Origin of the sequence: Pseudoxanthomonas sp. UTMC 1351, from assembly GCF_040948865.1 — a bacterium.
Classification (GTDB): Bacteria; Pseudomonadota; Gammaproteobacteria; order Xanthomonadales; family Xanthomonadaceae; genus Pseudoxanthomonas_A.
The window spans coordinates 13,712-36,731 of record NZ_JAVGJT010000025.1 but is presented as its reverse complement, the minus strand read 5'-3'; the positions used below and the strand labels follow the sequence as shown (position 1 = coordinate 36,731).

Below are 23,020 nucleotides of genomic sequence, written 5' to 3'. Positions count from 1 at the left end.
TTAGTTATGTTTGACTATTCTAGAAAAATGGAAATAAAGAACGCAACCCTTGCTTTGGCCGCCCTCGGCCACGCCACCCGGCTTTCGGTGTTCCGCCTACTTGTCGAGGCGGGCCCCAAAGGCCGCATGGCCGGTGATATCGCCGACGCGCTGACGCTGCCCGGCGCCACGCTGTCGTTCCACCTCAAAGAACTGAGCGCCGCCGGCCTGATCCAGGGCGAACAGTGTGGCCGCTACATCTGCTATCGCGCCGACTTCAGCGCGATGAACGAGCTGATCGCCTTCCTCACCCGCAACTGCTGCGGCGGCCAGCCCGAAGCGGCATGCATGCCCGCTGCGAAAAAAGTGGTTGGGTCGAAGGACGCCAACACATGAACCAAGCCGCCACCACGACAGACCAGGCCTCGCTGTCCCAGCGTATGGGCGGTTTCGAGCGCCACCTGACGCTGTGGGTAGCGCTGTGCATCGCCGTAGGCACCGGCTTGGGCTATCTGTTCCCGGCTGGCTTCGCCGCGTTGGGTGCGATGGAGGTGGCCAAGGTCAATCTGCCCGTGGCGATACTGATATGGCTGATGATCATTCCGATGCTGCTGAAGATCGACTTCGCCGCCATGGGCCAAGTGAAGCAGCACTGGAAAGGCATCGGCGTCACCCTGTTCGTCAATTGGGCCGTCAAGCCATTTTCGATGGCACTGCTGGGCTGGCTCTTCATCCGCCATGTGTTCGCGCCGTACCTGCCGGCCGCACAGCTCGACTCGTACGTGGCAGGCCTGATCCTGCTTGCTGCGGCGCCGTGTACGGCGATGGTGTTCGTCTGGAGCCACCTGTGCAACGGTGAGCCACGGTTTACGCTCAGCCAAGTGGCCTTGAACGACATGATCATGGTGGTGGCGTTTGCCCCCATCGTCGGCTTGTTGCTGGGCATCTCCTCGATCACCGTGCCCTGGTCGACGCTGTTGCTGTCGGTGGGCCTGTACATCATCGTGCCGGTGGTGCTCGCGGCCCTGCTGCGCCGCTGGGTGCTGCACCGCGGCGGCGAGGCCGCCCTGCAGGCACTACTGAAACGCCTGGGACCGGTTTCGCTGGGCGCCTTGCTGGTCACGCTGGTGCTGCTGTTCGGCTTCCAGGGCCAGCAGATCGTGGATCAGCCGTTGATCATCGCGATGCTGGCGGTGCCGATCCTGATCCAGGTCTATTTCAACGCCGGTGTGTCGTACTGGCTCAACCGCCGCTTCGGCGTGGCTCACTGCGTGGCCGGCCCCTCGGCACTGATCGGCGCCAGCAACTTCTTCGAACTGGCCGTGGCCACGGCGGTCAGCGTGTTCGGTGTTCACTCCGGCGCCGCGCTGGCCACCGTAGTCGGCGTGCTGGTCGAGGTCCCCGTCATGTTGTCCGTAGTACGCATCGTCAACGCCTCCAAGGGCTGGTACGAAGCCCGCGCCTGAACTCCCTTCTGTCTAAAGGAATCGCTTATGGCTAGCCGCTACAACCTGTTGTTCCTGTGTACGGGCAACTCGGCCCGCAGCATCATGGCCGAGGCGCTCACCAACCAGCTGGGCAAGGAGCGCTTCCAGGCCTACAGCGCCGGCAGCCAGCCCCGCGGTGAAGTGCACCCGATGACCTTGCAGATCCTGCAAGAAGCCGGTTTGCCGACGGACGCGCTGCGCAGCAAGCCCTGGGACGAGTTCGCGGCACCGGAAGCACCGGAGATGGATCTGGTCATCACGGTGTGCGACAAGGCCGCGGGCGAAACCTGCCCGGTCTGGCCCGGTCATCCGATCACTGCGCACTGGGGCATCGAAGATCCGGCGGCGACGTCCGGTTCACCCGAACACGTCCACCACGCTTTCACCACTGCTCTGCGTCTGCTGCAACACCGGATCTCACTGTTGCTGGCCTTGAAGGTGGAAGCCATCGACCGTCTCGTACTTGAAACCCACGTCCGTGACATAGGCCGCGCCTCCTGAGCATCGGTGCTATCGCACGTTCCTTCTTTCTCCCACTAGAACTTTTCCATGACCATTCGAGTTGGCATCAACGGCTTCGGCCGCATGGGGCGCCTGACGCTGCGCGCCGCCTGGGGTAACCCCGACCTTCAGTTCGTGCAGATCAACGACCCGGCCGGCGATGCCGTGACACTGGCGCACCTGTTGACCTTCGATTCCGTGCATGGACGCTGGAATCACGAGGCCATAGCCGATGGCGACGCCATCGTGATCGACGGCGTCCACATTCCGGTGACCCACAACAAGGACATCGCCGCCACCGACTGGTCGGGCTGCGACGTGGTTATCGAAAGCTCCGGCAAGTTCCGCAAGCCGGACGTACTGCAGCCATACCTGGACCAAGGAGTGAAGCGCGTGGTGGTGACCGCACCCATCAAATCCGCTGGTGCGCTGGACATCGTGATGGGCGTGAATCACGAGCGTTTTGATCCGAAGCAGCATCGCATTGTCTCGGCGGCCTCCTGCACGACCAATTGCTTCGCGCCGGTGGTCAAAGTGGTTCACGAAAAGATCGGCATTCGCCACGGTAGCTTGACCACGATCCACAGCCTGACCAACACCCAGGTGATCGTGGATGCGCCGCACAAGGACTTGCGTCGCGCCCGTTCCTGCGGCAGCAGCCTGATTCCGACCTCAACCGGCTCGGCCACCGCCATCGCCGAGATCTTTCCAGAGCTGAAAGGACGTTTGAACGGACACGCGGTGCGCGTGCCGCTCACCAATGCCTCGCTGACCGACTGCGTGTTCGAGGTTGAACGCCCCACCACGGTCGAAGAGGTCAACCAGCTCCTGCGCGACGCAGCGGAAGGCGAACTCCAGGGGATCCTGGGTTACGAGACACGCCCATTGGTGTCTATCGACTATCAGACCGATCCGCGTTCGAGCATCGTCGATGCGCTGTCCACGATGGTGATCAACGGTACCCAGGTGAAGATCTACGCCTGGTACGACAATGAGTGGGGCTATGTGAATCGCACCGCGGAACTGGTGCAATTCGTGGGCAAGGCGGATCACTGATCCAATGCTCGCCCGCCTCTCGCCCGATGTCCGCCAGTACTTGCTGATCACAGGCAACTATTGGGCATTCACGCTGACCGATGGTGCGTTGCGCATGCTCGTGGTGCTGCATTTCCACGAGCTGGGCTACAGCCCGTTGCAAGTAGCGCTGCTATTCCTGTTCTACGAAATCTTCGGCGTCATCACCAACCTGGTAGGTGGCTGGCTGGGCGCGCGTATCGGCCTGAACCGCACGATGAACATCGGCTTGGCACTGCAGGTGGTTGCTCTGTCAATGCTGTTGGTGCCTGCCGCCTGGCTGACGGTGGTCTGGGTGATGGCCGCGCAGGCGTTGTCGGGCATCGCCAAGGATCTGAACAAGATGAGCGCCAAGAGCAGCATCAAGCTGCTGGTACCGGGCGATCAGCAGGGCATGCTGTTCCGCTGGGTGGCGGCGCTGACGGGCTCGAAGAATGCGCTCAAGGGCATCGGGTTCTTCCTTGGAGGCGCCTTGCTCACGTGGGTGGGGTTTGCCCCCGCGGTAGCGATCATGGCGGGTGCCCTGCTGGTGGTGTGGCTGCTCAGCCTTGCGCTGCTCAAACGCGATCTGGGCAAGGCCAAGAGCAAACCGAAGTTTCGCGACATCTTGTCCAAGAGCCGCGCCATCAACCTCCTGTCAGCGGCCCGCTTGTTCCTGTTCGGTGCGCGCGACGTCTGGTTCGTGGTCGCGCTGCCGGTGTTCCTGGCCACCCAGCTTGGATGGGACTTCTGGAAGATCGGCGGGTTCCTGGCGGTGTGGGTGATCGGCTACGGCATCGTCCAGTCGTTCGCGCCGTATTTCACCGGCAAGCGGAGCGGCAGGCTACCCGACGGCCGTGCCGCATTCGGGTGGGCGGCGATCCTGGCCGTGGTGCCTGCCGTGATGGCGCTGCTGATGGCGCAAGGACAGTCGGCGCAAGTTGTCCTGATCACCGGGTTGCTGATCTTCGGCGTGCTGTTCGCCATCAACTCGTCGCTGCACAGCTACTTGATCGTGAGTTATGCAACGGAAGATGGAGTCTCACTCGACGTCGGCTTCTACTACATGGCCAATGCGCTGGGGCGACTGACCGGGACTGTGTTGTCCGGCTGGGTTTTCCAGGTAGCGGGGATAGGCGCTTGCCTGGTGATTTCAGCGCTGATGGTTACCGCCGCCGCGCTGATTTCGATAGCACTCCCTCGTCATAAGAAAGAGGTATTTGAGTCTGCCAAGTGACTGCTTTTTTGGAAGGGAACCCGATTTCCTGCGCGGCCTGGAATCAGTGCCGGGCGGCTGGCACCAGGCGAGTACGCCGTGGTCCGGGGCGATGGATTTCACGACCTCTGGAATCGCGCCAATCAGGTCCACCTGAAGTTGGCGCTGGGTCGCATCTTCAGCCCGCCACCTGCGGCCTGGTCCTGATCATCTCGACCAGGCTCGCCTGGTCGGCATCGCCATAGCCCGATGCGACGGCTCTTTTCAGAAGCTGGAACATCGGCGCGATCAGTTCGGGGCTGACTCCCTGGCCCTCGCTGGCCACGATGAAGTTGTCGAAGGCCGCCGCCTGCATCTCGAGGTTGGAGACGACATCTTTGCGGTAGTCGCCACTGTCGATACGCCGTGCCATGTCGGGCAGCCATGTCATGACCGCGCCGAGCCAATCAGTCAGCATCGGCAGGAATTTTTCCGCCGGCACTTTTTCCGACCCGGTCAATGCAAAGGCGTGCGTGACGCCCGAGAACAGGCCGTACATGGCGGTGAGCAAGGCGATGTCGTGCAACGGTGCCAGCCCGGCGTCGCCGCCGAGATATCGGGCCGTTCCCAACGCACCGAGCGCTTTCTCGTGCGCCTCGAACGCTGCGTGCGCACCGCTGTAAAGAATCAGCGCCTCGGCTTGGCCGATCATCGGCGGAACCGCCATGATGCCGCCGTCGAGATAGTCGGCGCTCTGCGCGGCTGCCCATTGCGCCATCTCACGGGCTTGCGCCGGCGTGCCATTGGTGAGGTTGACGAGTGTGCGGCCGGCAAGCGCATCCTTCGCCGGCTCGAACGCCTCATACACAGTGTCGTAAACCAGCAGGCAGGCGATCACCAGCTTGCTCGCTTCGACGGCCTCCTTGACGCTCGCGGCGGCGACGGCGCCTTTGGCTACCAGCGCCTCGGCCTTGGCCGGCGAACGGTTCCACACAGTGACGCTGAGGCCGTTTTTCAAGAGCGCCTCGGCCAGGGCCGAGCCCATGGCGCCAAGACCTATGACGGATACGTCGGACATTTGTTTTCCTTGTTTGATTTGATCGTGAAGTTGCGCGGCGAGAGCTGTGCGGCGTTCTTGTTCACCCCATGGCCGGCGACAGATCCTGGCCCAAGCCGCCGTCGACCTTGATCCGCTCGCCGGTGGTGAAGGTGGCATCGAAGCCGAGGAACAACACAGCGCGCGCCACTTCTTCTGGCGTACCGTGGCGCTTCATCGGTGTCACCTCGTCGCCGATCTTCATGAAGGCGGCACGCTCTTCCGCCGAGGCGCCGGCCACGCCCATGGTCGGCGTGTCGATGAAGCCGGGGCTCACCACGTTGACGCGGATTTTTAGCGGAAGGAGTTCCGATGCCAGCACCTTGCCGAAGGCGCGCAACGCCGCCTTGCTGGCGGAATACACGGCCATGCCGGCGATGCCGGAATCCTCGGCGATCGACGAGGTGAAGACGATCGCACCGCCCTCCTTGATCAGCGGAACCAGGCGCTGGGTGGTGAAAAATGCGCCCCGGGTGTTGATGTTGAACTGGCGGTCGTAAGACGCTTCAGTGACCTGGTCGAACGGTTCCAGCTCCGACACGCCGGCGTTCACGTGCAGGAAATCGATCTTGCCGAGCTTCCGCTGCACTTCCGCGCTGAGCGAGGCGACTTCGTCCATGCTGGCGATATCGGACCGCACCGCATGCACGCTGCCGCCAAGTGCCTGGCGAGCATCCGCGATGTTCTTTTCATTGCGCCCGGTGATCAGCACTTCGGCGCCTCCGTCGATGAGCGCCTGCGCTACCGCCAATCCCATGCCATGGGTGCCGCCGATGACGACCGCCTTCTTGCCGTGAAATCTGCTCATGAATTTTCCTTTGTCCCGGCGCGAAGGGCGCCGCGGTGTGTCTGTTTGAAGTTGTTGGAAGCGGCCGCTTTTTTCCGCGCGAGAAACGGAGCCAGTGAAGGCTTTGCCGCTGCCTTCTGCCCGCATGCTCCAGCGTCCTGGAGCGCACCTTAGGCAGGCACTTTCGATTGCGCAAGTACAGACAAAAAAGTAAGGTACCCACCAATTCCTCAGAATTGGAGCGTTCCGTGGCCAAGAAGCAAAAAGAATTGCCGGAAAGCTGCGGATTGGGTCCCGCGCTCGCAGTGATCGGTGGCAAATGGAAGGCACTTTTGCTCTGGCAAATCCACCAAGCGCAGCCCTGCCGCTTCGGCGAACTGAAAAGACTGCAGCCGGAGATCAGCGAGAAGATGCTGATCCAACACCTGCGCGAAATGGAGGCCGACGGCATCATCCACCGCGAGGTGTTTCACCAGGTACCGCCGCGCGTCGAATATTCGGTCACGCCTGAAGGCGCCGAGCTCGACCAGGCACTCGCCCCGCTGGGCGAGTGGGGCAAGAAGCACCAGCAGCGGACGGAGAAGACGAAGGTGAAAGCGGCGGAAGAAGCCTCACCAGACTAGCGCCCGCGAAGCGGATGCTCGCGGTCCGACGTAGGATGGGTCGAGCGCAGCTCGACCCATCCTACGACCTATTCCTCAACCCGCCCCGCAGCCTCACGATCACGCTCATATCGCCTCTTAAGCGGAAACGCCGGCAACCAAGACTCGCGACGAATGGTCCAGCTCTCGTAAGTCGGCATCAATTGATCAGGCGCATCCAGCGTTCCCAGGTGCACTTCAATCTCGTCTCCGCTTCGCGCGAAAACCGATGAACCACAGCGCGGACAGAAATGCCGCCCGGCGTAATCGCGTGTTTCGCCCTCGATCGTCACCGCGTCTTGAGAGAAGATCGCCGCAGCATAAAAAAGCGCGCCATGATGTTTTCGGCAGTCGAGACAATGGCAAATCCCAACCCGGTATGGGAGCCCCGACGCCACGATTCGAACATCGCCGCACAGGCAACCGCCGGTGAATCGCTCCATGTTGCGTCTCCTCTAGGAAGGCCTGAACAACTCAACTTTTATCGTCACTCCCGCGAAGGCGGGAGGCTAGTGTCTTTCGTTTTTCAATGCGTTTAAGTCGCCGAATGACCCGCCATGCGGCGGTTTGAAAACGCTTCCCGCCTACGCGGGAGTTGATTTTCAACAGCCGAATGGCGGGTCATGACGAGCAAGAGTAAGTTGTTCAAACCCACTCCAACAAAAACCAAGCCTCCAACATCTCACCGGGCAGCAGCACCCTCGGCTCAAGATTGAACGCATCCGGTGGGCCGGTTTGGGGTTCTATGCAAGTGGCGTGTTGGGTCTCGTCGTAAACAACCCAGTGGACGCAGTTTGAAGTCAGGCGCAGTTTCTGGTCGGCGCGGTGGGTGATGACTTCGGTTTCGTTGATGAAGCAGTCGTCCCACGGTGCTGGCGGTGGTGGCGCGAGTGGAAGGGTGGCGATGCCTTCGTGGTCGCGTGGGTAGTAGGCGGTGGGAGTAAACTCGATACAGTCGGGTTTGCGGAACCAGGGATGCCAGCCGATGACGGCGGGCATGGCTTGTGTTCCGGCTTGGAGAGACAGCTTCATCTCCAGCCGCTGTTGCTTCACTTCAATCGTCTGCCTTGCTGTGCCGCCAAAGGGCCAGCGCGCATCTTGTGGAAGTGGTAGCGAGAGTTCGGCGCGGTGGTCGGTGTGCGCGTCGATCTGCCACGGCAGGCCGAACGCCACACCGTGGATCGCGTGTTCTTGCAGGTTTAGCGGAAGCTGGTAGTCGCGTCCGTCGAAACGAAAGCGGCCGTGCCGGATGCGACCTGCCCACGGCACCATGGGATAGCCGCCCCACGCGATCATGGCCGGCGCGCCGTCGTCGGGGCCAATCAGTTGTTCGACCCCACGATAGGTGATCTGCGCGATGCGACCGCCGGCTTGCGCCGCGATGTCGACCGTAAGGTGCTCGTTTGCAATGGTGATCAATGGACCCGGCACGATGGGCGCCGTGGCATCTGCCGGTGGCGCGTCGCGCGAGGCGTCACGCGCCATACGGATCGATGGTCTGGATTCTGCCTTGCTCGTCGTGATGCAGCTCGGTGCACTTGACCGAACGCAGGTGGGTCACGCCGCCGGATAGCAGGGAGTCGTGATAGAAGAGATACCACTTGCCTTCGAATTCGCAGATCGAATGGTGCGTGGTCCAGCCGACCACGGGCTTGAGAATCTCGCCCTGGTAGATGAAGGGACCGTAGGGGTTGTCGCCCACGGCGTAGCACAACAGGTGGGTGTCGCCGGTGGAGTACGAGAAGTAGTACTTGCCGAGGTGCTTGTGAATCCACGGGCCTTCGAAATAGCGCCGCGCGTGGTCGCCTGCTTTCAGCGGCTGACCGTTTTCGTCCAGCACGATTATTTCCCGCGGCTCTTCGGCGAACTCTTTCATGTCCGGCCGCAGCTTGCCCATACGCGGACCTAGCGCCGGTTCGTCGCCAGCGGGTTCTTCATGGTTGGCGTCGAAACGGTTGTCGCGGTACTTCTGCAGCTGTCCACCCCAGATGCCGCCGAAGTACAGGTAGTACTCGCCGTCATCGTCGGCGAAGACCGCCGGGTCGATCGAGTAGCTGCCCTGGATGGCTTCTGGTTCCGCCACGAACGGACCAGCCGGATGATCGCCAATCGCCACGCCAATCTGGAAGATGCCGTCGGCACGTTTGGCGGGAAAGTACAGGTAATAGCGGCCGTCCTTGCAGGCGGCATCCGGCGCCCACAGCTGCCTTTTGGCCCACGGCACGTCCTTGACATGCAACGCCACGCCGCAATCCACGGCTTCGCCATCGGGCGAGTCCATGCGCAGTACGTGGTAGTCCTCCATGCCGAAGTGATCGCCGTTGTCATTGAACGGGATCCCAGCATCGATGTCGTGCGAGGGATAGACGTAGATGTGTCCGTTGAACACGTGCGCCGACGGATCGGCGGTGTAGATGTGCGTCACCAACGGTTGCGAGATGGCCTTGGCAGCCAGCGCTTCCAGGTCGACGGTTTCCGGTTCAACGGTGGCCGGTTCAGCGGTCATGGGGGTTCTATCCGTTTCAAACATTGATTAAAGGAATCAGGACGCGGCGCCAGCCTGCAACCTACGTTCGCCCAGTTCGCGCTCGATGCGCGTTTCCATGGGTTTGTTGATCTCGTACAGGAACAGCAAGGCCACCGCCAACAAGAAGGGCGTCGAGCAGTACACACTGACAGCCAGGCGGATGCCGTCCACCACTTGCGGCGACTGCGCTGGTGCGCCTGCGTCGTAGCTGTAGTACGCCAGGATGCCCGCCACCAGCGCACTGCCGACGCTAAGGCCGATCTTCAAACCGCAGAGCATCGCGGAGAAGATGATCGCAGTGGCGCGGCGGTTGTTCTTCCATTCCGAATAGTCCGCCACGTCGGCGATCATCGCCCAGAGCAGCGGAATGGTGATGCCGTAGAAGAAGCCGTGCAGGATCTGCGAGACAAACACCAGCCAGATGGACTCGGGCGAGTAGATATAGAACGCCAGCAGGAACAGGGTGGACAGGAACAGCGCCCCACCAAATACATCGCGCTTGCCGAAGCGGTCGGCCAATGGCTTGGAAAAGCCGATGCCGATGATCATGCAGATGATGCCCCCCGCGTTGAACAGACTGAAGGCAGACGTGGCGGGATCGTCCGGCCACTGGAACTCGGTCAGTCCCGCGCTGGTGAGCACCGCATTCAATCCGGCAATGAAACTATTGAAGCCAACGCTCTGCAGGAACTTCGCCAGTTCCGCCTCGCTGAGGTAGTACTGGAAGTAGTAGACGTACATGCCACCCTTGAGCGCCAGGGTGATGAACACCAGGATGGTGATCGCCAGCACGATCCGCCAAGGGCGATTGCGCACCAAATCGGCCAGGTCCTGCATCACGCCGGCCGACTGCTCCGCCGTGGGGACAATACGCTCGCGCGTGGTGAAGAAAGTGATCAGGAAAAACACGGTGCCGATGACCGCGAACAGCGTCATGGCGTTCTCGAACCCTTTCACCTTGTCGCCGCCGCCCAGGATCAGCACCAGCGGCAGCAGCAGCGCCTGGATGATGAACTGCGCGATCATTACCGCGACAAACCGGTACGCGGACAGGCTATTGCGCTGTTCCATGCTGCCGGTCAGCACGCCACTCAGCGCGGAATAAGGCAGGTTGTTGGCGGCGTACACCAGCACCAGCAATGTGTAGGTACTCGCCGCATAGATGACCTTGCCGCGCTCACCCAGGTCCGGCGTGCTGAAGGCCATCAGTGCCAGCACACCGAATGGAATGGACGTCCAGAGTATCCACGGCCGGAACTTGCCCCAGCGCGAGCGGGTGCGATCGGCCAGGACGCCGACCACCGGCGTGAACACGAAAGCGCCGAGCAAACCGACGATGAAGATGACCGTCGCCGCTGTTCCGGCGGGAATCCGGTACACGTCGGTGTAGAAGAACGCCAGGAACGTCACCAGCGTCTGGAAGATCAGGTTGGCGGCCAGGTCGCCCAGGCTGTAGCCGACCTTTTCCGTGATGGAAAGCTTTTCCGCGGTGCTATGCATGTAGGTCGGTTTCGTAGGGCGGGCGGGATATCGGAAAAGTATTCTGAGCTAAATCGCGAAAACTAAGTACCACCAGCCCTCCACGATCCCGGTTTATTGATAAGCCCTGGCATCTGGCCACCGCACGTCACTAATGAGCACGCACCGAAAAAGACGGTCCACCCGACGCCGAAGCGCCGGAGTGGACCGAGGAGGGAGACACAAGATGCAGCTGTGCTCAAAACTTGCCCCGGACCCCCAGCATGACGGTGGTACCCGGGTCGTAGTACTCGTATGTAGCGTTGTCCCAATGGAACGCCTGGCGCATCGATTCACCCGTGATGTTGATGACGTTCAGCGTGATCTGCGGTTCCGTGGGTAGTGAGGTGAAGGTGTAGCTGGCGGAAAGGTCGAGCTGGCCGCGTGCGTCGATCGTGCGCCGTGCATACGGGATGCCGTTCTCGTTGGTCTGGGAGGCGATCATGTCGTCGGTCCAGGTATAGGACAGGCGAACCGAAGCGACGTCGTTTTCCCAATAGGCGGTGGCATTCCACAGATCCGGCGCCACGCCGACGGCCACCGCCGGGGCATCGCCTTCGGCCGACTGCTTGATCTTGGTGTAGTTGGCCATGAAGCCCAGGCCATTCACCCACTTGTCGAGTGGCTGCACCCAAATGGCTTCCCAGCCGCGGATGTTGAGCGTTCCGTCAGCGTTGACCTGCTGCTGCACAGTCACCGTCGCAGCATCCGGACCGCCGCGCGCGTTGATCGCACCACGCTGGCCATCGTTCAGATCCTCGAACGCGATACCCAGCTCGCGGAACGGAATGGTTTGCGTGCCCAGCACGGTGAAGCCATCGATGCGCTTGTCGAACAAGGTCAGACCGATGAAACCTTCATCGCCGGTATACCACTCGCCACCGATATCGAAGTTGGTGGACAGGTACGGGGTCAGATCGGGATTGCCTCGGGTCGCCTGCTGCGCCACCGGATCGCTGAAGTTGGTATTCGGCAGCATGGAGCTGGGATTCGGACGGGTCATCGTGCGCGAGCCCGACATGCGCAGCACCACGTCATCGGCCACGTCCCACGCGGCACTGAACGAGGGCAGTACTTCCTTGTAGTCCGACTTCAGCGTGACGTAGTTGCGTGTCGCGCCTGATTGCACCGGGCCACGCGTCTCTTGATCGGTGGTGACATAACGTACGCCGGCATTGAAGCGCAACGGACGGTCCAGGATGTCCGCCTCACCGTTGAGTTCGACATAGAAGCCCATGTTCTTCTCATGGACGCCACCGGTGGACGCTGCTGTATTAGCGGCGCCGGACTCGGGCGCATTGTCACGCAACTCGTAGTAGTTCGTGTCGCGCTTGAAACGGTCGAAATCCACCGTGACGAAACCGTGCGGACCGGGTTTCAGATAGGACGCCAAGTTTGCGTTCGGCACGGCTGCCAGCGGGCCGCCAGCACAGGGAAGTCGCGGATTGGGTACGCTGCCATCAGGATTCAGGCCACGACAGGCGACGTCTTCCCACGCCGCGCTGTTGTCGAAACCCTGGATGCGGCGTTCGGCCTCATCGTAGGCGAAGCCCACCGTAATGTTGTTCTTGTCTTCGCCGAACTGCAGGTCGGCGCGTGCGCCCTGGGTTTCAGTGACTCGCTTTTCGTTCTGAATGTTGACGCGCCCGCCCTCCCAGGTCCATCCGAGATTCGGGTCGTTTAGATTCAGGTCGGTTTGCCAGGTGGGGAAGTCGCCGCCCTGGTTGAGATACTGGATGGTGGTGAACGGAGTGTTGACGAGGACGGTGGGGGATTCGCGAAACATCCAGCTGCGACCCAGGTTGGCCTGCACATCCAGCTTGATGTTGTCGTTTTCGCCGAAGAATATCTGTGCGCCAGGATTGACGTTCCAGAACTGGACGTCCTCAAAGTAGGGCCGCGCTTCCAGGAAGAACTGCGCGTTGGCGAACGTTGCCTCGGTGATCACACCATTGCCGTCGAGCTGCATGCCGATCGGAATGGCGCCATTGGCGGCGAAGTTGCGCATGACCAGATTGATGGCAAGGCGTTCGTTGGTGCGGCGCGCCTTCGAGTACATCGTGTCCAGGTAGAAGCTCATATCCTCGTTGGGCTTCCATTCGAACGAAGCCACCACGCTGTCGCGGTCGCGGTCGCCGGACATGTGCACCGGCCGGCCCAGACGCGGAACCAACGCTTCGCCGATTTGTTCGATGGTCAAACCGGGATTCAGCGCGAGCAACATGTCCCGGGTGATGGGAGCACCAGGCGTCAGCCCGGCGCCAATGGCGGAAGCGTTGTTCGGCACATGGGATGGAATCAGCCAGTTGCCGCCGCCACCGGTATTGCACGATGCGGGGCGGTTGTTGTACGGAGCTTGATCATCATTCGGCCCCGGCGGCGGCGTAATGCCGCACTGGACTTCGTTCAAACCCGGGTTCGTCCAGCCGATGGTTTCGTAGCCTTCGACACCGATCTTTCCGCGCACGGAAGAAACCCCGACCAGCGCGCCGAACGTGCCGGCTTCATTCGTCCAGCTGCCCATGAATGAACCACGGGGGCTGGTCTTTTCGCTGATGTCGTTGTACTCGGCCTGCAACTGGTACGTGAAATGCGTGCCCGGGTTGTCGAACGGCCGGGCGCTGCGCATGTCCACAACGCCCGACACGCCGCCTTCCAGCAGGCCTGCCGTCGGCGTCTTGTGAACGGTCAGCTGGGTGAAGAACTCGGTCGGCAGCAGATTCAGATCGACTTCGCGATTCTGGTTCTGGGCGTTGAGGCCGATGGAAGCGGTGGCAATCGAGCTTCCGTTGAGCGTCGTCTTGGTGAAGCTGGTACCCAGGCCGCGGATGGCAACGTTCACGCCTTCGCCGTTGACGTCACGCGAAAGTTGGATGCCGGGAACGCGGCTCAAGGATTCGGCGATGTTCTGGTCCGGAAACTTGCCGATGTCTTCAGCGAAGATCGAGTCGGTGAAACCCGTCGATTCGCGCTTGGCATCGGTTGAAAACTGCAGGCTTCGGCGATAGCCGGTAACGGATACGGCGTCCAGCTGGGTGACATCCGGCGATTCGCTGGCGACGGCCGGTTGCGCCGGTGCCGGCTCCTGCGCAGGTGTTGTTTGTGTTTGCGGCTCGGCTTGCGCCTGCGCGAAAGCGGAACCGCTGGCGATGCCAAGCAGGACCACACTCAACGCACGCGACAATGTTGTTCTTGCGATATGGATTTGCACCGTACTCCCCTCTCGTTTCTGGTGGACCGGCTGCCCGCAACACAAACGCAACGCATGCCGAATTCAATGGATTTGTGGCTCGATCCGCTGTAGCTGACTACTGCCTCGTTTCGGTCGGCCGGATGGTAGCGCTACCATTTTGGCTCCGCACGCTGCATAGCAACATTCCTTGTTTTTGTCCCCAAAATGTCCTCGATGCACTGCAACATAAGGCTTTCAGCGACTCTCTCGTTTCACTAATTGATAACAAAAGTGACAGGTGGCACCGCACGCCGCGCTTGTGTTACTGATAGCGCTACCACTTATGCGGGCCCTGCGGCTTTGCGCGGGGAAAACAGCGATGAAGCGAAACGGAACATGCGCACTCGATGCGCTGCAACGCAGCAACTTTCTTCGACACAGGCACGCCGTGGGAGGTTTGAGGCTTGTCGACGATGCATTTGTCAACAATGCTCTGGCGGGGAAATTGCCAACTCCCGCGGCGGATCAGGCATGAACGGGATCCCCTCCTCCGCGGACACTTCGGCTGCGAAAGTCGGCATGTACCGCTGGCGCATCTGCGCCATGCTGCTGGCGGCCACGACAATCAACTACATCGACCGCCAGGTACTGGGCGTACTCGCGCCGTTCCTGCAGAAAGAGATCGGCTGGAACGAGATTCAATACGGCTACATCGTCACCGCGTTCCAAGCCGCGTATGCGATCGGCTTGCTCTGCACCGGCGCGATCATCGACAAGCTCGGCACGCGGATTGGCTATGCCATTGCGATCGCCATCTGGAGCATCGCGGCGATGAGCCACGCACTTGCGGCCAGCGTCGTCGGCTTCATGCTCGCGCGTTTCATGCTGGGCCTTGGGGAAGCGGGCAATTTTCCCGCCGCAATCAAGACCGTTGCCGAATGGTTTCCGCGACGTGAGCGCGCGCTTGCCACCGGCATCTTCAATTCCGGTTCCAACATCGGCGCCATTGTCGCGCCGCTGATGGTCCCGATCGTCGCGGTGACCTGGGGCTGGCAGGCGGCGTTCCTGTTCACCGGCGTGTTGAGCCTCACCTGGCTGGCCGTGTGGCTGTCGACCTATCGCCCACCAGAGAACCAGCCCAACCTCACCGCTGCGGAATTGGCGCACATCCGCAGCGATCCGCCGGAGCCGACCGTGCGCGTGCCGTGGGCGCGCATCCTGCGGCACCGCCAGGCTTGGGCGTTCGTCGCTGCGAAGTTCATCACCGATCCGGTCTGGTGGTTCTTCCTGTTCTGGCTGCCGAAATTCCTGCACGCCGAGTACGGCCTGACGTTGTTGGGACTGGGCCTGCCGCTGATCGTGATCTTCCTGCTGGCCGACGTGGGCAGCATCGGCGGCGGCTGGATTGCCGGGCGCTTCATCAAACGCGGCTGGAGCGTCAATCGCGCACGCAAGAGCGCGATGCTGATCTGCGCGCTGTGCGTGGTACCGATCATATTCGCGGTACAGGCGGACAACCTGTGGCTGGCGGTCGGGTTGATTGGGCTGGCGACGGCGGGACATCAAGGCTGGTCGGCCAATGTGTTCACCCTGACTTCCGATATGTTTCCGCGCCACGCCGTTGCCTCCGTCGTCGGCATGGGCGGCTTTGCCGGTGCTGTCGGCGGCATGTTGATCGCCACATTCACCGGCTTTCTGCTGGAAGCCACCGGCAGCTATGTGCCGCTGTTCCTGATGGCCGGGTCGGCGTATCTGATCGCGCTTACCATCGTCCATGTGCTTGTACCGAGGCTGGAGCCGGCACAGCTGGAAAACAAACCGGTAGCGTAATCACGGCTGCGCCACGCTCGATTGCTCACACTCAACCGTCGAAAGGGGACGGCCAATGAAGAAAACTCGCATCATCCTGCTCGCGGCGCTGGCTGTGTTTCCATTTGCGCTGAACGCGCAAGACTCGCCCAAGCAAGGCACGCCCATCGCGGCCGGACAACCGAAGTTTCTTGGCGGCGCGTACAGTCGACTGCAGGCCAAGGATTTCGCCGTCTATTGGAACAAGGTCACCCCGGAAAACGTGGGCAAATGGGGCGTCGTGGAACCTGAGCGCGACAGGATGGATTGGAGCGGGTTGGATGAAGCGTACCGGTTCGCCAAAGCGCATGGATTTCCATTCCAGATGCATGTGATGGTCTGGGGCAACCAGCAGCCAGAGTGGATGGAGACGCTTCCACGCGACGAACAGCGTGCAGAGATCGAAGAATGGTTCGCCGCTGTTGCGGAACGCTATCCGGATCTGGACTTCGTAGAGGTCGTCAACGAACCGCTGAACGATCCACCGAGCAAGGCCGACGAAGGCGGCGGCAACTATATCGAAGCGCTCGGAGGCGCCGGCGCCAGTGGCTGGGATTGGATCCTCGAATCCTTCCGGCTCGCACGCAAGCACTTCCCTCGTTCCACCTTGATGATCAACGACTACAGCATCACCAACAATGTGGAAGCCACCCGCCGCTATCGCGAGATAGTCGAGCTGCTGCAGAAGGAGAAGCTGGTTGATGCCATCGGCGTGCAAGGGCATGCATTCGCGACCACGACCGAAACGCCGATGCAGGTGCATCGCGCCAACCTGGACAGTCTGGCGGCTACGGGCCTACCGATCTATGTCACCGAAATGGATATCGATGGGCCAACCGACGAACAACAGTTGCGCGATTACCAACGAATTTTCCCGGTGTTCTGGGAGCATCCTGGCGTGCATGGCATCACGTTGTGGGGTTTTCGACGTGGGCTTTGGCGGGACAAGGAAGGTGCGTATCTCGTTCGTAGAGATGGGAGTGAGCGTCCTGCATTGAAATGGTTGCGGGGCTATGTTCGTGGTGACGTTGCACCGATCGCTCCGTCAGAGTGACCGGAGGAGGGTAGAGCCGAGCTTGCTCGGCTGCCTTTCGCGAAGTGGTAGTAACAACCAGAGCAGCCGAGCAAGCTCGGCTCTACAACGGCGGCACGGCCGACTCATTCTCAGCTTCACAAAGTTCATATCGACGTATACCTAAGGCACATCCGCAATCATGACTGTCGAAGCAAAAACCCTGGCATTGCACGAGGACCGACTATTTCCATCGGATCCCGTACAGCGCGCCATCGCCAGGCGCCTGTACACCCTCGTCGCGCATCTACCGATCGTCAGCCCGCACGGCCACACGGACCCGGCATGGTTCGCCAGCAACGCACCGTTCGCCAACGCGACGGAGCTGCTGCTGATCCCTGACCACTACGTATTCCGCATGCTCTACAGCCAGGGCATCTCGCTCGATGCGCTGGGCATTCCGCGGAGCGATGGCTCGCGTGCCGCGGTCGACCCGCGTGCGGCGTGGCGGCTGTTCGCGGAGAACTTCCATCTGTTCCGCGGTACGCCGTCATCGATGTGGCTGAACCATGTATTCCACGACATATTCGGATTGCGGGTGCGGCTGGACGCCAACAGCGCCGATCAGTATTACGACCGCATCACGGAGGCCTTGCAGACGCCTGAGTTCCACCCACGTGCACTGTTCGAGCGCTTCAACATCGAGGTGATCGCGACGACGGAATCGCCGCTGGACCCTTTGCAGCATCACGCCACCATCCGCGACAGCGGTTGGGGCGGACGCGTCATCACCGCTTATCGCCCCGACCCGGTAGTCGATCCAGAACACGAACAGTTCCCCAGTGCTCTGAAGCAGTTCGGCGAGCTTACCGGCGAGGACGTCTACAGCTGGGACGGCTATCTGCGCGCGCACCGCCAGCGCCGCGCGTTCTTCGCATCGATGGGTGCGACCTCGACCGACCATGGCCACCCGAGTGCGGCGACCGCGAATCTTTCCGAAGCAGAATCGCGCAAGCTGTTCGACAAGGTCGTGCGCGGCACGGCGACAGCAGCGGATGCAGAACTGTTCCGCGCGCAGGTCCTGACCGAGATGGCGGCGATGAGCCTGGACGACGGGTTGGTGATGCAGATCCATCCGGGCTGCTTCCGCAACCATAACCATGGCCTGTTCGAGCACTATGGCCGCGACAAGGGCGCCGACATTCCGCTGCGCACCGACTACGTACACGCATTGAAGCCGCTGCTCGACCGCTTCGGTAACGAGCCACGCCTGACCCTGATCCTGTTCACGCTGGACGAAAGCACTTACTCGCGCGAGCTGGCGCCGCTGGCGGGTCACTACCCTTCGCTGTTCCTCGGCCCTGCCTGGTGGTTCCACGATGCACCGGAAGGCATGTGGCGCTTCCGCGAGCAGACACTCGCCAGTGGTGGCTTCTACAACACCGTCGGCTTCAACGACGACACCCGCGCGTTCCTATCGATTCCGGCGCGCCATGATGTCGCACGCCGGATCGATTGCGCGTTCCTGGCCAAGCTGGTCGCCGAGCATCGCATCGATGAAGACGAAGCCGCGGAGGTCGTGGTCGATCTGGCTTATCGGTTGCCGAAGCGGGCATACAAGCTTTGATATGGATTCCAACCCCTTGCAACCCCCTGTAGGAGCGGCGTCCCGCCGCGAGCTCTTCTTGTCAGATCGCGATAGAAGCGAAGAGCTCGCGCCGGGACGGCGCTCCTACATGTTCTGCATGTACATGGACCTTTTCTACGAATGAGCTTTAACCGTCGCGCCGTCGCCCTATTGCTCCTGCTGCTCACGCCGCTCAGCCTCGATGCGGCGCAGGACGCACCCCGTGAGCGCTTGTCGATCAATGCGGGTTGGCGCTTTCACGCAGGCGATCCGGTCGGCATAACGACCGTGCTCGACTACGACGTGCGGCCCAAGGTGGTCCGCAGCGAGGATGGCAAGGACGCGGATGCGCGACCCGAAGAAGCCGAGAAGATAGCGGCGCGCTCGGAAGCGGTGCTGAAGCCGTGGATTCTTCCCACCGGCAACGCCTTCATCAAGGATCCGGCGCGCCGGCACACGCGACCGGCCGGCGATCCTGGCAGTGACGTCGCGTTCGTGAAAGCCAGCTTCGATGACAGCGGCTGGCAAGCGATCACGCTGCCGCACGACTGGGCCATCGCAGGACCGTTCCTGACCGATGGCCCGCATGGCGGCATGGGCCGGCTGCCGAGCTGGGGCATTGGCTGGTATCGCAAGCAGCTCGATATTCCAGCCAGTGACCGCGGCCGGTCGATCTTTCTGGATATCGATGGTGCGATGTCCTACGCGACGGTCTGGCTCAACGGCAGGCTGGTTGGAGGCTGGCCGTACGGCTACAACTCTTGGCGATTGGACCTGACGCCGTATGTGGTGCCGGGTGGCGTCAACCAGCTCGCCATTCGTCTCGACAACCCGCCAGATTCCGCACGCTGGTATCCGGGCGGCGGTCTCTATCGCAATGTCTGGCTGACCAAGACCGATCCGGTGCACATCGCGCAGTGGGGCACGTACGTGGCCACACCGCAGGTGTCGAAGGAGCAAGCCACCATTAAGTTGGAAGTCACCATCGACAACGATGGCGAGGGGCCGGCCGAGGTCGAGGTGGCCACCGCTATCCATGCAATGGATGCGGACGGCGCGGAGATCGGGGAGGCCGTCGCGCGCATGGCGCCAGCGCGTGTCACCGTGGCACCGCGCAACAACACGCGAGTTGTCGGATCCACCACCCTCGCCCGTCCACGTCTGTGGGGCCCGCCACCGACGCAACAGCCGAATCGCTATGTCGCGGTCACCACGGTCTCGCGCGGCGGCAAGGTGATTGATCTCTATGAAACACGGTTCGGCATCCGCTCGCTGCGGTTCGATCCGGATAAAGGCCTTCACGTGAACGGCGAACGCGTCGTCATCCAGGGCGTCAACAACCATCACGACCTTGGCGCTTTGGGTGCGGCGTTCAATGTACGTGCAGCGGAGCGCCAGCTGGGGATGCTGAAGGAGATGGGCGCCAATGCGATCCGCATGGCGCACAACCCGCCGGATCCGCAGCTGCTGGAACTGACCGATCGCATGGGCTTCCTGGTGGTCGATGAGATCTTCGACGTGTGGGAGCGAAAGAAGACGCCGCTCGATTTCCATCTGATCTTTCCCGATTGGCACGAGCCGGATCTGCGCGCGATGCTTCGGCGGGATCGCAATCATCCTTCCATCGTCATGTGGAGTGTCGGCAACGAAGTAGGCGAGCAGTACACCGGCCAGGAAGGTGCAACCATCGGGCGGCGCCTGCACAACATCGTCCGTGAAGAAGACCCGACCCGGCCCACCACCGCGTCGATGAACTGGGCCAAGCCTGACATGCCGTTCGCCACTGCCTTCGATGTCATCAACCTCAACTATCAGGGCGAAGGCATCCGCCAGTCAGCGGAGTTCGAAGGCACCGACCGCATCCGCACGCCGCCGCAGTACCCGGGTTTCCATCGCGTCTTTCCGGACAAAGCGATCATCAGCAGCGAAACGGCATCGGCGCTCAGCAGCCGAGGCGTGTATCTTTTCCCGGTGTCGAAGGACGTCAGCGCGCCCGTGCGCGACGGCAGTGGCGGTGATTCGACGATTCGCCAGGTGAGTGCGTACGAGCTGCATGCGGTCGACTTCGGTTCCACCGCCGACAAGGTATTCGCGTCGCTTGACCAACATCCCTATGTGGCCGGCGAGTTTGTGTGGACCGGCTGGGATTACCTGGGCGAGCCCACGCCGTATTACACGTCCCGAAGTTCCTATTCCGGCATCATCGATCTGGCCGGATTCAAGAAGGATCGCTTCTATCTGTATCAAGCGCGGTGGCGTCCCGATCTGGCGATGGCGCACATCCTTCCACACTGGACCTGGCCGGGGCGCGAAGGACAGGTGACGCCGGTGCACGTCTTCACCTCCGGCGATGAGGCCGAACTGTTCGTCAACGAAAAATCGCAGGGACGCAAGAAGAAGAGCCCGTTCGAGTATCGCCTGCGCTGGGATGACGTGATCTACCAACCAGGCGCACTGCGGGTGGAGGCGTACAAGAATGGAAAGCCCTGGGCCAGCGATACGATCTATACAGCGGACACACCCGCAAAGTTGGAAGCCATTGCGGATCGTCGCGATATCCACGGCGATGGTCTGGACCTGTCGTTCGTGACGGTGCGTATCGTCGATGCAGAGGGACGGCCCGCGCCGACCGCGAATAATCGCATCCGTTTCCGCGTGGAAGGCCCTGGTGAGATCGCCGCTACCGACAACGGCGACCCGACGGACATGGCCTCGTTCGCATCGCACGAACGCAATGCGTTCAATGGGGTTGCGCTAGCCATCGTGCGCAGCCTGCCCGGCAAGTCCGGCACCATCACGCTGCACGCGGAATCGGACACCTTGCAAGGCACCAGCACCACGTTGCGTGTTGTCGACGGCCGCTAGAGCATTTTCGAGCCAGATGTTCACAGCCCACGACTATTTCGTCACCCCCGCGAAGGCGGGGCCCAGCGACTTGGTCGCGATCTGGACGGCCTTCAACAGCCGAATGGTTGGTCAAGTCGCTGGGTCCCCGCCTGCGCGGGGGATGACGGTCCTGTAAACATTTCGCCAACAATGCTCTAGTCCACCGCAATGGAGATCACCAATTGGAGAACCAGCAAGTGACTGCACCCTATCGCAAGACAATTTTCCTGGCTTTGGTGCTGTTGAACGGTGTGCTGTTGAGCGGTGTCGCGCTCGCCGGCGGCAACAAGCCCACTTCGAACACAGGGCCTACCACGATGCAATCACGCGCCCCGGCCACTCTCAAAGATGCCTATGCCGATGCGTTCCTGCTAGGCGTCGCTGTCAACGACGACATCGTATCCGGCAAGGACGCAGCCTCCCAGGCGCTGGTACCGGTCCACTTCAACGCCATCACGGCTGAGAACGTGATGAAGAACGAGGTCATCAACCCGAAGCCGGGCGTGTACGAATTTGGGCCGGCCGATGCGTTCGTCGAGTTCGGCGAACGACACGACATGTTCATCATTGGCCACACGCTGGTCTGGCATAACCAGACGCCGGAGTGGTTCTTCCAGGATGAGCGCGGCAAGCCGAACACTCGCGAAGCCCAGATCGAGCGTATGCGCCGCCACATCGAAGTCGTGGCCGGACGCTACGCCGGCCGGGTGGACGCCTGGGACGTGGTGAATGAAGTGATCGACGATGATGGTTCCTACCGCCCCACGACCTGGGTCAAGAGCATCGGCGACGGCGACGAACTGGTGCGGCTCGCTTTCACGTTCGCCCGCCGGTACGCGCCCAACACCGAGCTCTACTACAACGACTTCAACGCCTGGCGGCCCGAGAAGCGCGACGGCATCGTGCGCATGGTGAAGATGCTGCAGAAAGCCGGTATCCGCATCGACGGCATCGGTATCCAGGGCCATTGGGGGTTGAACTATCCACGCACCGAGTACATCGAAGCGGCCATCGATGCCTACGCGGCGTTGGGCTTGAAGGTGATGATCACCGAGCTGGACGTGGATGTACTTCCGCTGACGAAGGAAGGACAGATCATCGGCACCGGCATGGCGCACCCGCAGTTCCAGCTGGAAGAGTTCAAGCAGTTCCTCGATCCTTATCCGAACGGCCTGCCAGTGGATGTCGAACGGCGGTTGAGTGAGCGTTACGCCGAACTGTTCCGCATCTTCCATCGCAAGCGCGATGCGATCTCGCGCGTCAGCCTGTGGGGCGTGCACGACGACATGTCATGGAAGAACGACTACCCGATTCCCCACCGGACCAACTACCCGCTACTGTTCGACCGTGCACGCAAGCCCAAGCCGGCGCTGGAGGCGGTGTTGAAGGTGCCTGCGGAATTCGCCAAATCGTAGGGTGGGCCCCGGCCCACCGCTTGCGAGATTTCTGTTTCTCTCGCGGCGGGCCTGGGCCCGCCCTATGGATTGCTCTTGTGGGAGTGGTGCCGGCATGCCCGGCACGGGTCAGTCGCGATGAAGCTTTAACGGGAAAGCTTCATCGCGACTGACGTCGCTCCTACAAGGATTTATGAGCGTCATTTACGGCGCCGAACCTACCATCCGCCGTTCGTCCGCCCACCTTCGCGCAAAAAATCAACCGTGTCTCCGCCCCATCATTGGTTCCGCTGCGCT

The 23,020-nt window shown here is 61.6% G+C and carries 18 protein-coding genes; 11 read left to right on the top strand and 7 right to left on the bottom strand.

Features of this window, described 5'->3' with window-relative positions:
* Positions 1–27: 27 nt before the first annotated feature.
* From AB6O04_RS16525 to arsJ, 5 genes are read left to right on the top strand one after another with little or no spacing between them, the layout of a single operon-like run.
* A complete protein-coding gene (locus AB6O04_RS16525) occupies positions 28–375 on the top strand; it encodes an ArsR/SmtB family transcription factor (protein ID WP_368565323.1) in 348 nt (115 codons plus the stop codon).
* Between the two features lie 44 nt (positions 376–419).
* Positions 420–1,445, top strand: a complete 1,026-nt coding sequence (gene arsB, locus AB6O04_RS16520; RefSeq protein ID WP_368565321.1) for an ACR3 family arsenite efflux transporter — start codon at positions 420–422, stop codon at positions 1,443–1,445.
* Between the two features lie 27 nt (positions 1,446–1,472).
* A complete protein-coding gene (locus AB6O04_RS16515; RefSeq protein WP_368565271.1) occupies positions 1,473–1,967 on the top strand; it encodes an arsenate reductase ArsC in 495 nt (164 codons plus the stop codon).
* Between the two features lie 48 nt (positions 1,968–2,015).
* Entirely contained in the window at positions 2,016–3,023 is a 1,008-nt protein-coding gene (locus AB6O04_RS16510; protein WP_368565269.1) for an ArsJ-associated glyceraldehyde-3-phosphate dehydrogenase, read from the top strand.
* A 4-nt stretch (positions 3,024–3,027) separates the two neighbouring features.
* Positions 3,028–4,257 (top strand): organoarsenical effux MFS transporter ArsJ, encoded by a 1,230-nt coding sequence (arsJ, locus tag AB6O04_RS16505; protein WP_368565268.1) that lies wholly within the window; start codon positions 3,028–3,030, stop codon positions 4,255–4,257.
* 157 nt (positions 4,258–4,414) lie between these two features.
* Here arsJ and AB6O04_RS16500 read toward each other — a convergent pair whose 3' ends face one another.
* Positions 4,415–5,431, bottom strand: coding sequence for an NAD(P)-dependent oxidoreductase (locus AB6O04_RS16500; RefSeq protein ID WP_368565267.1), 1,017 nt, complete (start codon positions 5,429–5,431; stop codon positions 4,415–4,417).
* Positions 5,355–6,119, bottom strand: a complete 765-nt coding sequence (locus AB6O04_RS16495; protein ID WP_368565266.1) for an SDR family oxidoreductase — start codon at positions 6,117–6,119, stop codon at positions 5,355–5,357. The genes AB6O04_RS16500 and AB6O04_RS16495 overlap by 77 nt, the downstream gene beginning before the upstream one ends.
* 227 nt (positions 6,120–6,346) lie before the next feature.
* On the opposite strand from AB6O04_RS16495, the gene AB6O04_RS16490 reads away from it, so the two are divergent.
* Complete coding sequence (locus AB6O04_RS16490; protein ID WP_368565265.1) at positions 6,347–6,721, top strand: winged helix-turn-helix transcriptional regulator; 375 nt, start codon at positions 6,347–6,349, stop codon at positions 6,719–6,721.
* A gap of 68 nt (positions 6,722–6,789) precedes the next feature.
* Here AB6O04_RS16490 and AB6O04_RS16485 read toward each other — a convergent pair whose 3' ends face one another.
* The 5 genes from AB6O04_RS16485 to AB6O04_RS16465 form a co-directional block, all read right to left on the bottom strand.
* Positions 6,790–7,182, bottom strand: a complete 393-nt coding sequence (locus AB6O04_RS16485) for a GFA family protein (protein ID WP_368565264.1) — start codon at positions 7,180–7,182, stop codon at positions 6,790–6,792.
* Positions 7,183–7,384: 202 nt separating this feature from the next.
* Positions 7,385–8,224 carry an aldose 1-epimerase gene (locus AB6O04_RS16480; RefSeq protein ID WP_368565263.1) on the bottom strand — a complete coding sequence of 280 codons (840 nt, stop codon included), beginning with the start codon at positions 8,222–8,224 and terminating at the stop codon, positions 7,385–7,387.
* Entirely contained in the window at positions 8,214–9,245 is a 1,032-nt protein-coding gene (locus AB6O04_RS16475) for a glycoside hydrolase family 43 protein (RefSeq protein WP_368565261.1), read from the bottom strand. Before AB6O04_RS16475 ends, AB6O04_RS16480 begins: the two co-directional genes overlap by 11 nt.
* A 36-nt stretch (positions 9,246–9,281) precedes the next feature.
* Positions 9,282–10,766, bottom strand: a complete 1,485-nt coding sequence (locus AB6O04_RS16470; RefSeq protein ID WP_368565259.1) for an MFS transporter — start codon at positions 10,764–10,766, stop codon at positions 9,282–9,284.
* A 217-nt stretch (positions 10,767–10,983) separates the two neighbouring features.
* Entirely contained in the window at positions 10,984–13,995 is a 3,012-nt protein-coding gene (locus AB6O04_RS16465) for a TonB-dependent receptor (protein ID WP_368565257.1), read from the bottom strand.
* 492 nt (positions 13,996–14,487) lie between these two features.
* On the opposite strand from AB6O04_RS16465, the gene AB6O04_RS16460 reads away from it, so the two are divergent.
* The 5 genes from AB6O04_RS16460 to AB6O04_RS16440 all read left to right on the top strand — a co-directional run bounded on the left by AB6O04_RS16460 (position 14,488) and on the right by AB6O04_RS16440 (position 22,744).
* Positions 14,488–15,786 carry an MFS transporter gene (locus AB6O04_RS16460; RefSeq protein ID WP_368565256.1) on the top strand — a complete coding sequence of 433 codons (1,299 nt, stop codon included), beginning with the start codon at positions 14,488–14,490 and terminating at the stop codon, positions 15,784–15,786.
* A gap of 55 nt (positions 15,787–15,841) precedes the next feature.
* Positions 15,842–16,858: an endo-1,4-beta-xylanase gene (locus AB6O04_RS16455; protein WP_368565255.1), complete on the top strand. Its 1,017-nt coding sequence runs from the start codon at positions 15,842–15,844 to the stop codon at positions 16,856–16,858.
* A 160-nt stretch (positions 16,859–17,018) separates the two neighbouring features.
* On the top strand, positions 17,019–18,443 hold the full coding sequence (uxaC, locus tag AB6O04_RS16450; RefSeq protein ID WP_368565254.1) for a glucuronate isomerase: 1,425 nt from the start codon (positions 17,019–17,021) through the stop codon (positions 18,441–18,443).
* 141 nt (positions 18,444–18,584) lie between these two features.
* Positions 18,585–21,308, top strand: a complete 2,724-nt coding sequence (gene galB, locus AB6O04_RS16445) for a beta-galactosidase GalB (protein ID WP_368565253.1) — start codon at positions 18,585–18,587, stop codon at positions 21,306–21,308.
* A gap of 338 nt (positions 21,309–21,646) precedes the next feature.
* Positions 21,647–22,744: an endo-1,4-beta-xylanase gene (locus tag AB6O04_RS16440; protein WP_368565319.1), complete on the top strand. Its 1,098-nt coding sequence runs from the start codon at positions 21,647–21,649 to the stop codon at positions 22,742–22,744.
* Positions 22,745–23,020: the final 276 nt, after the last annotated feature.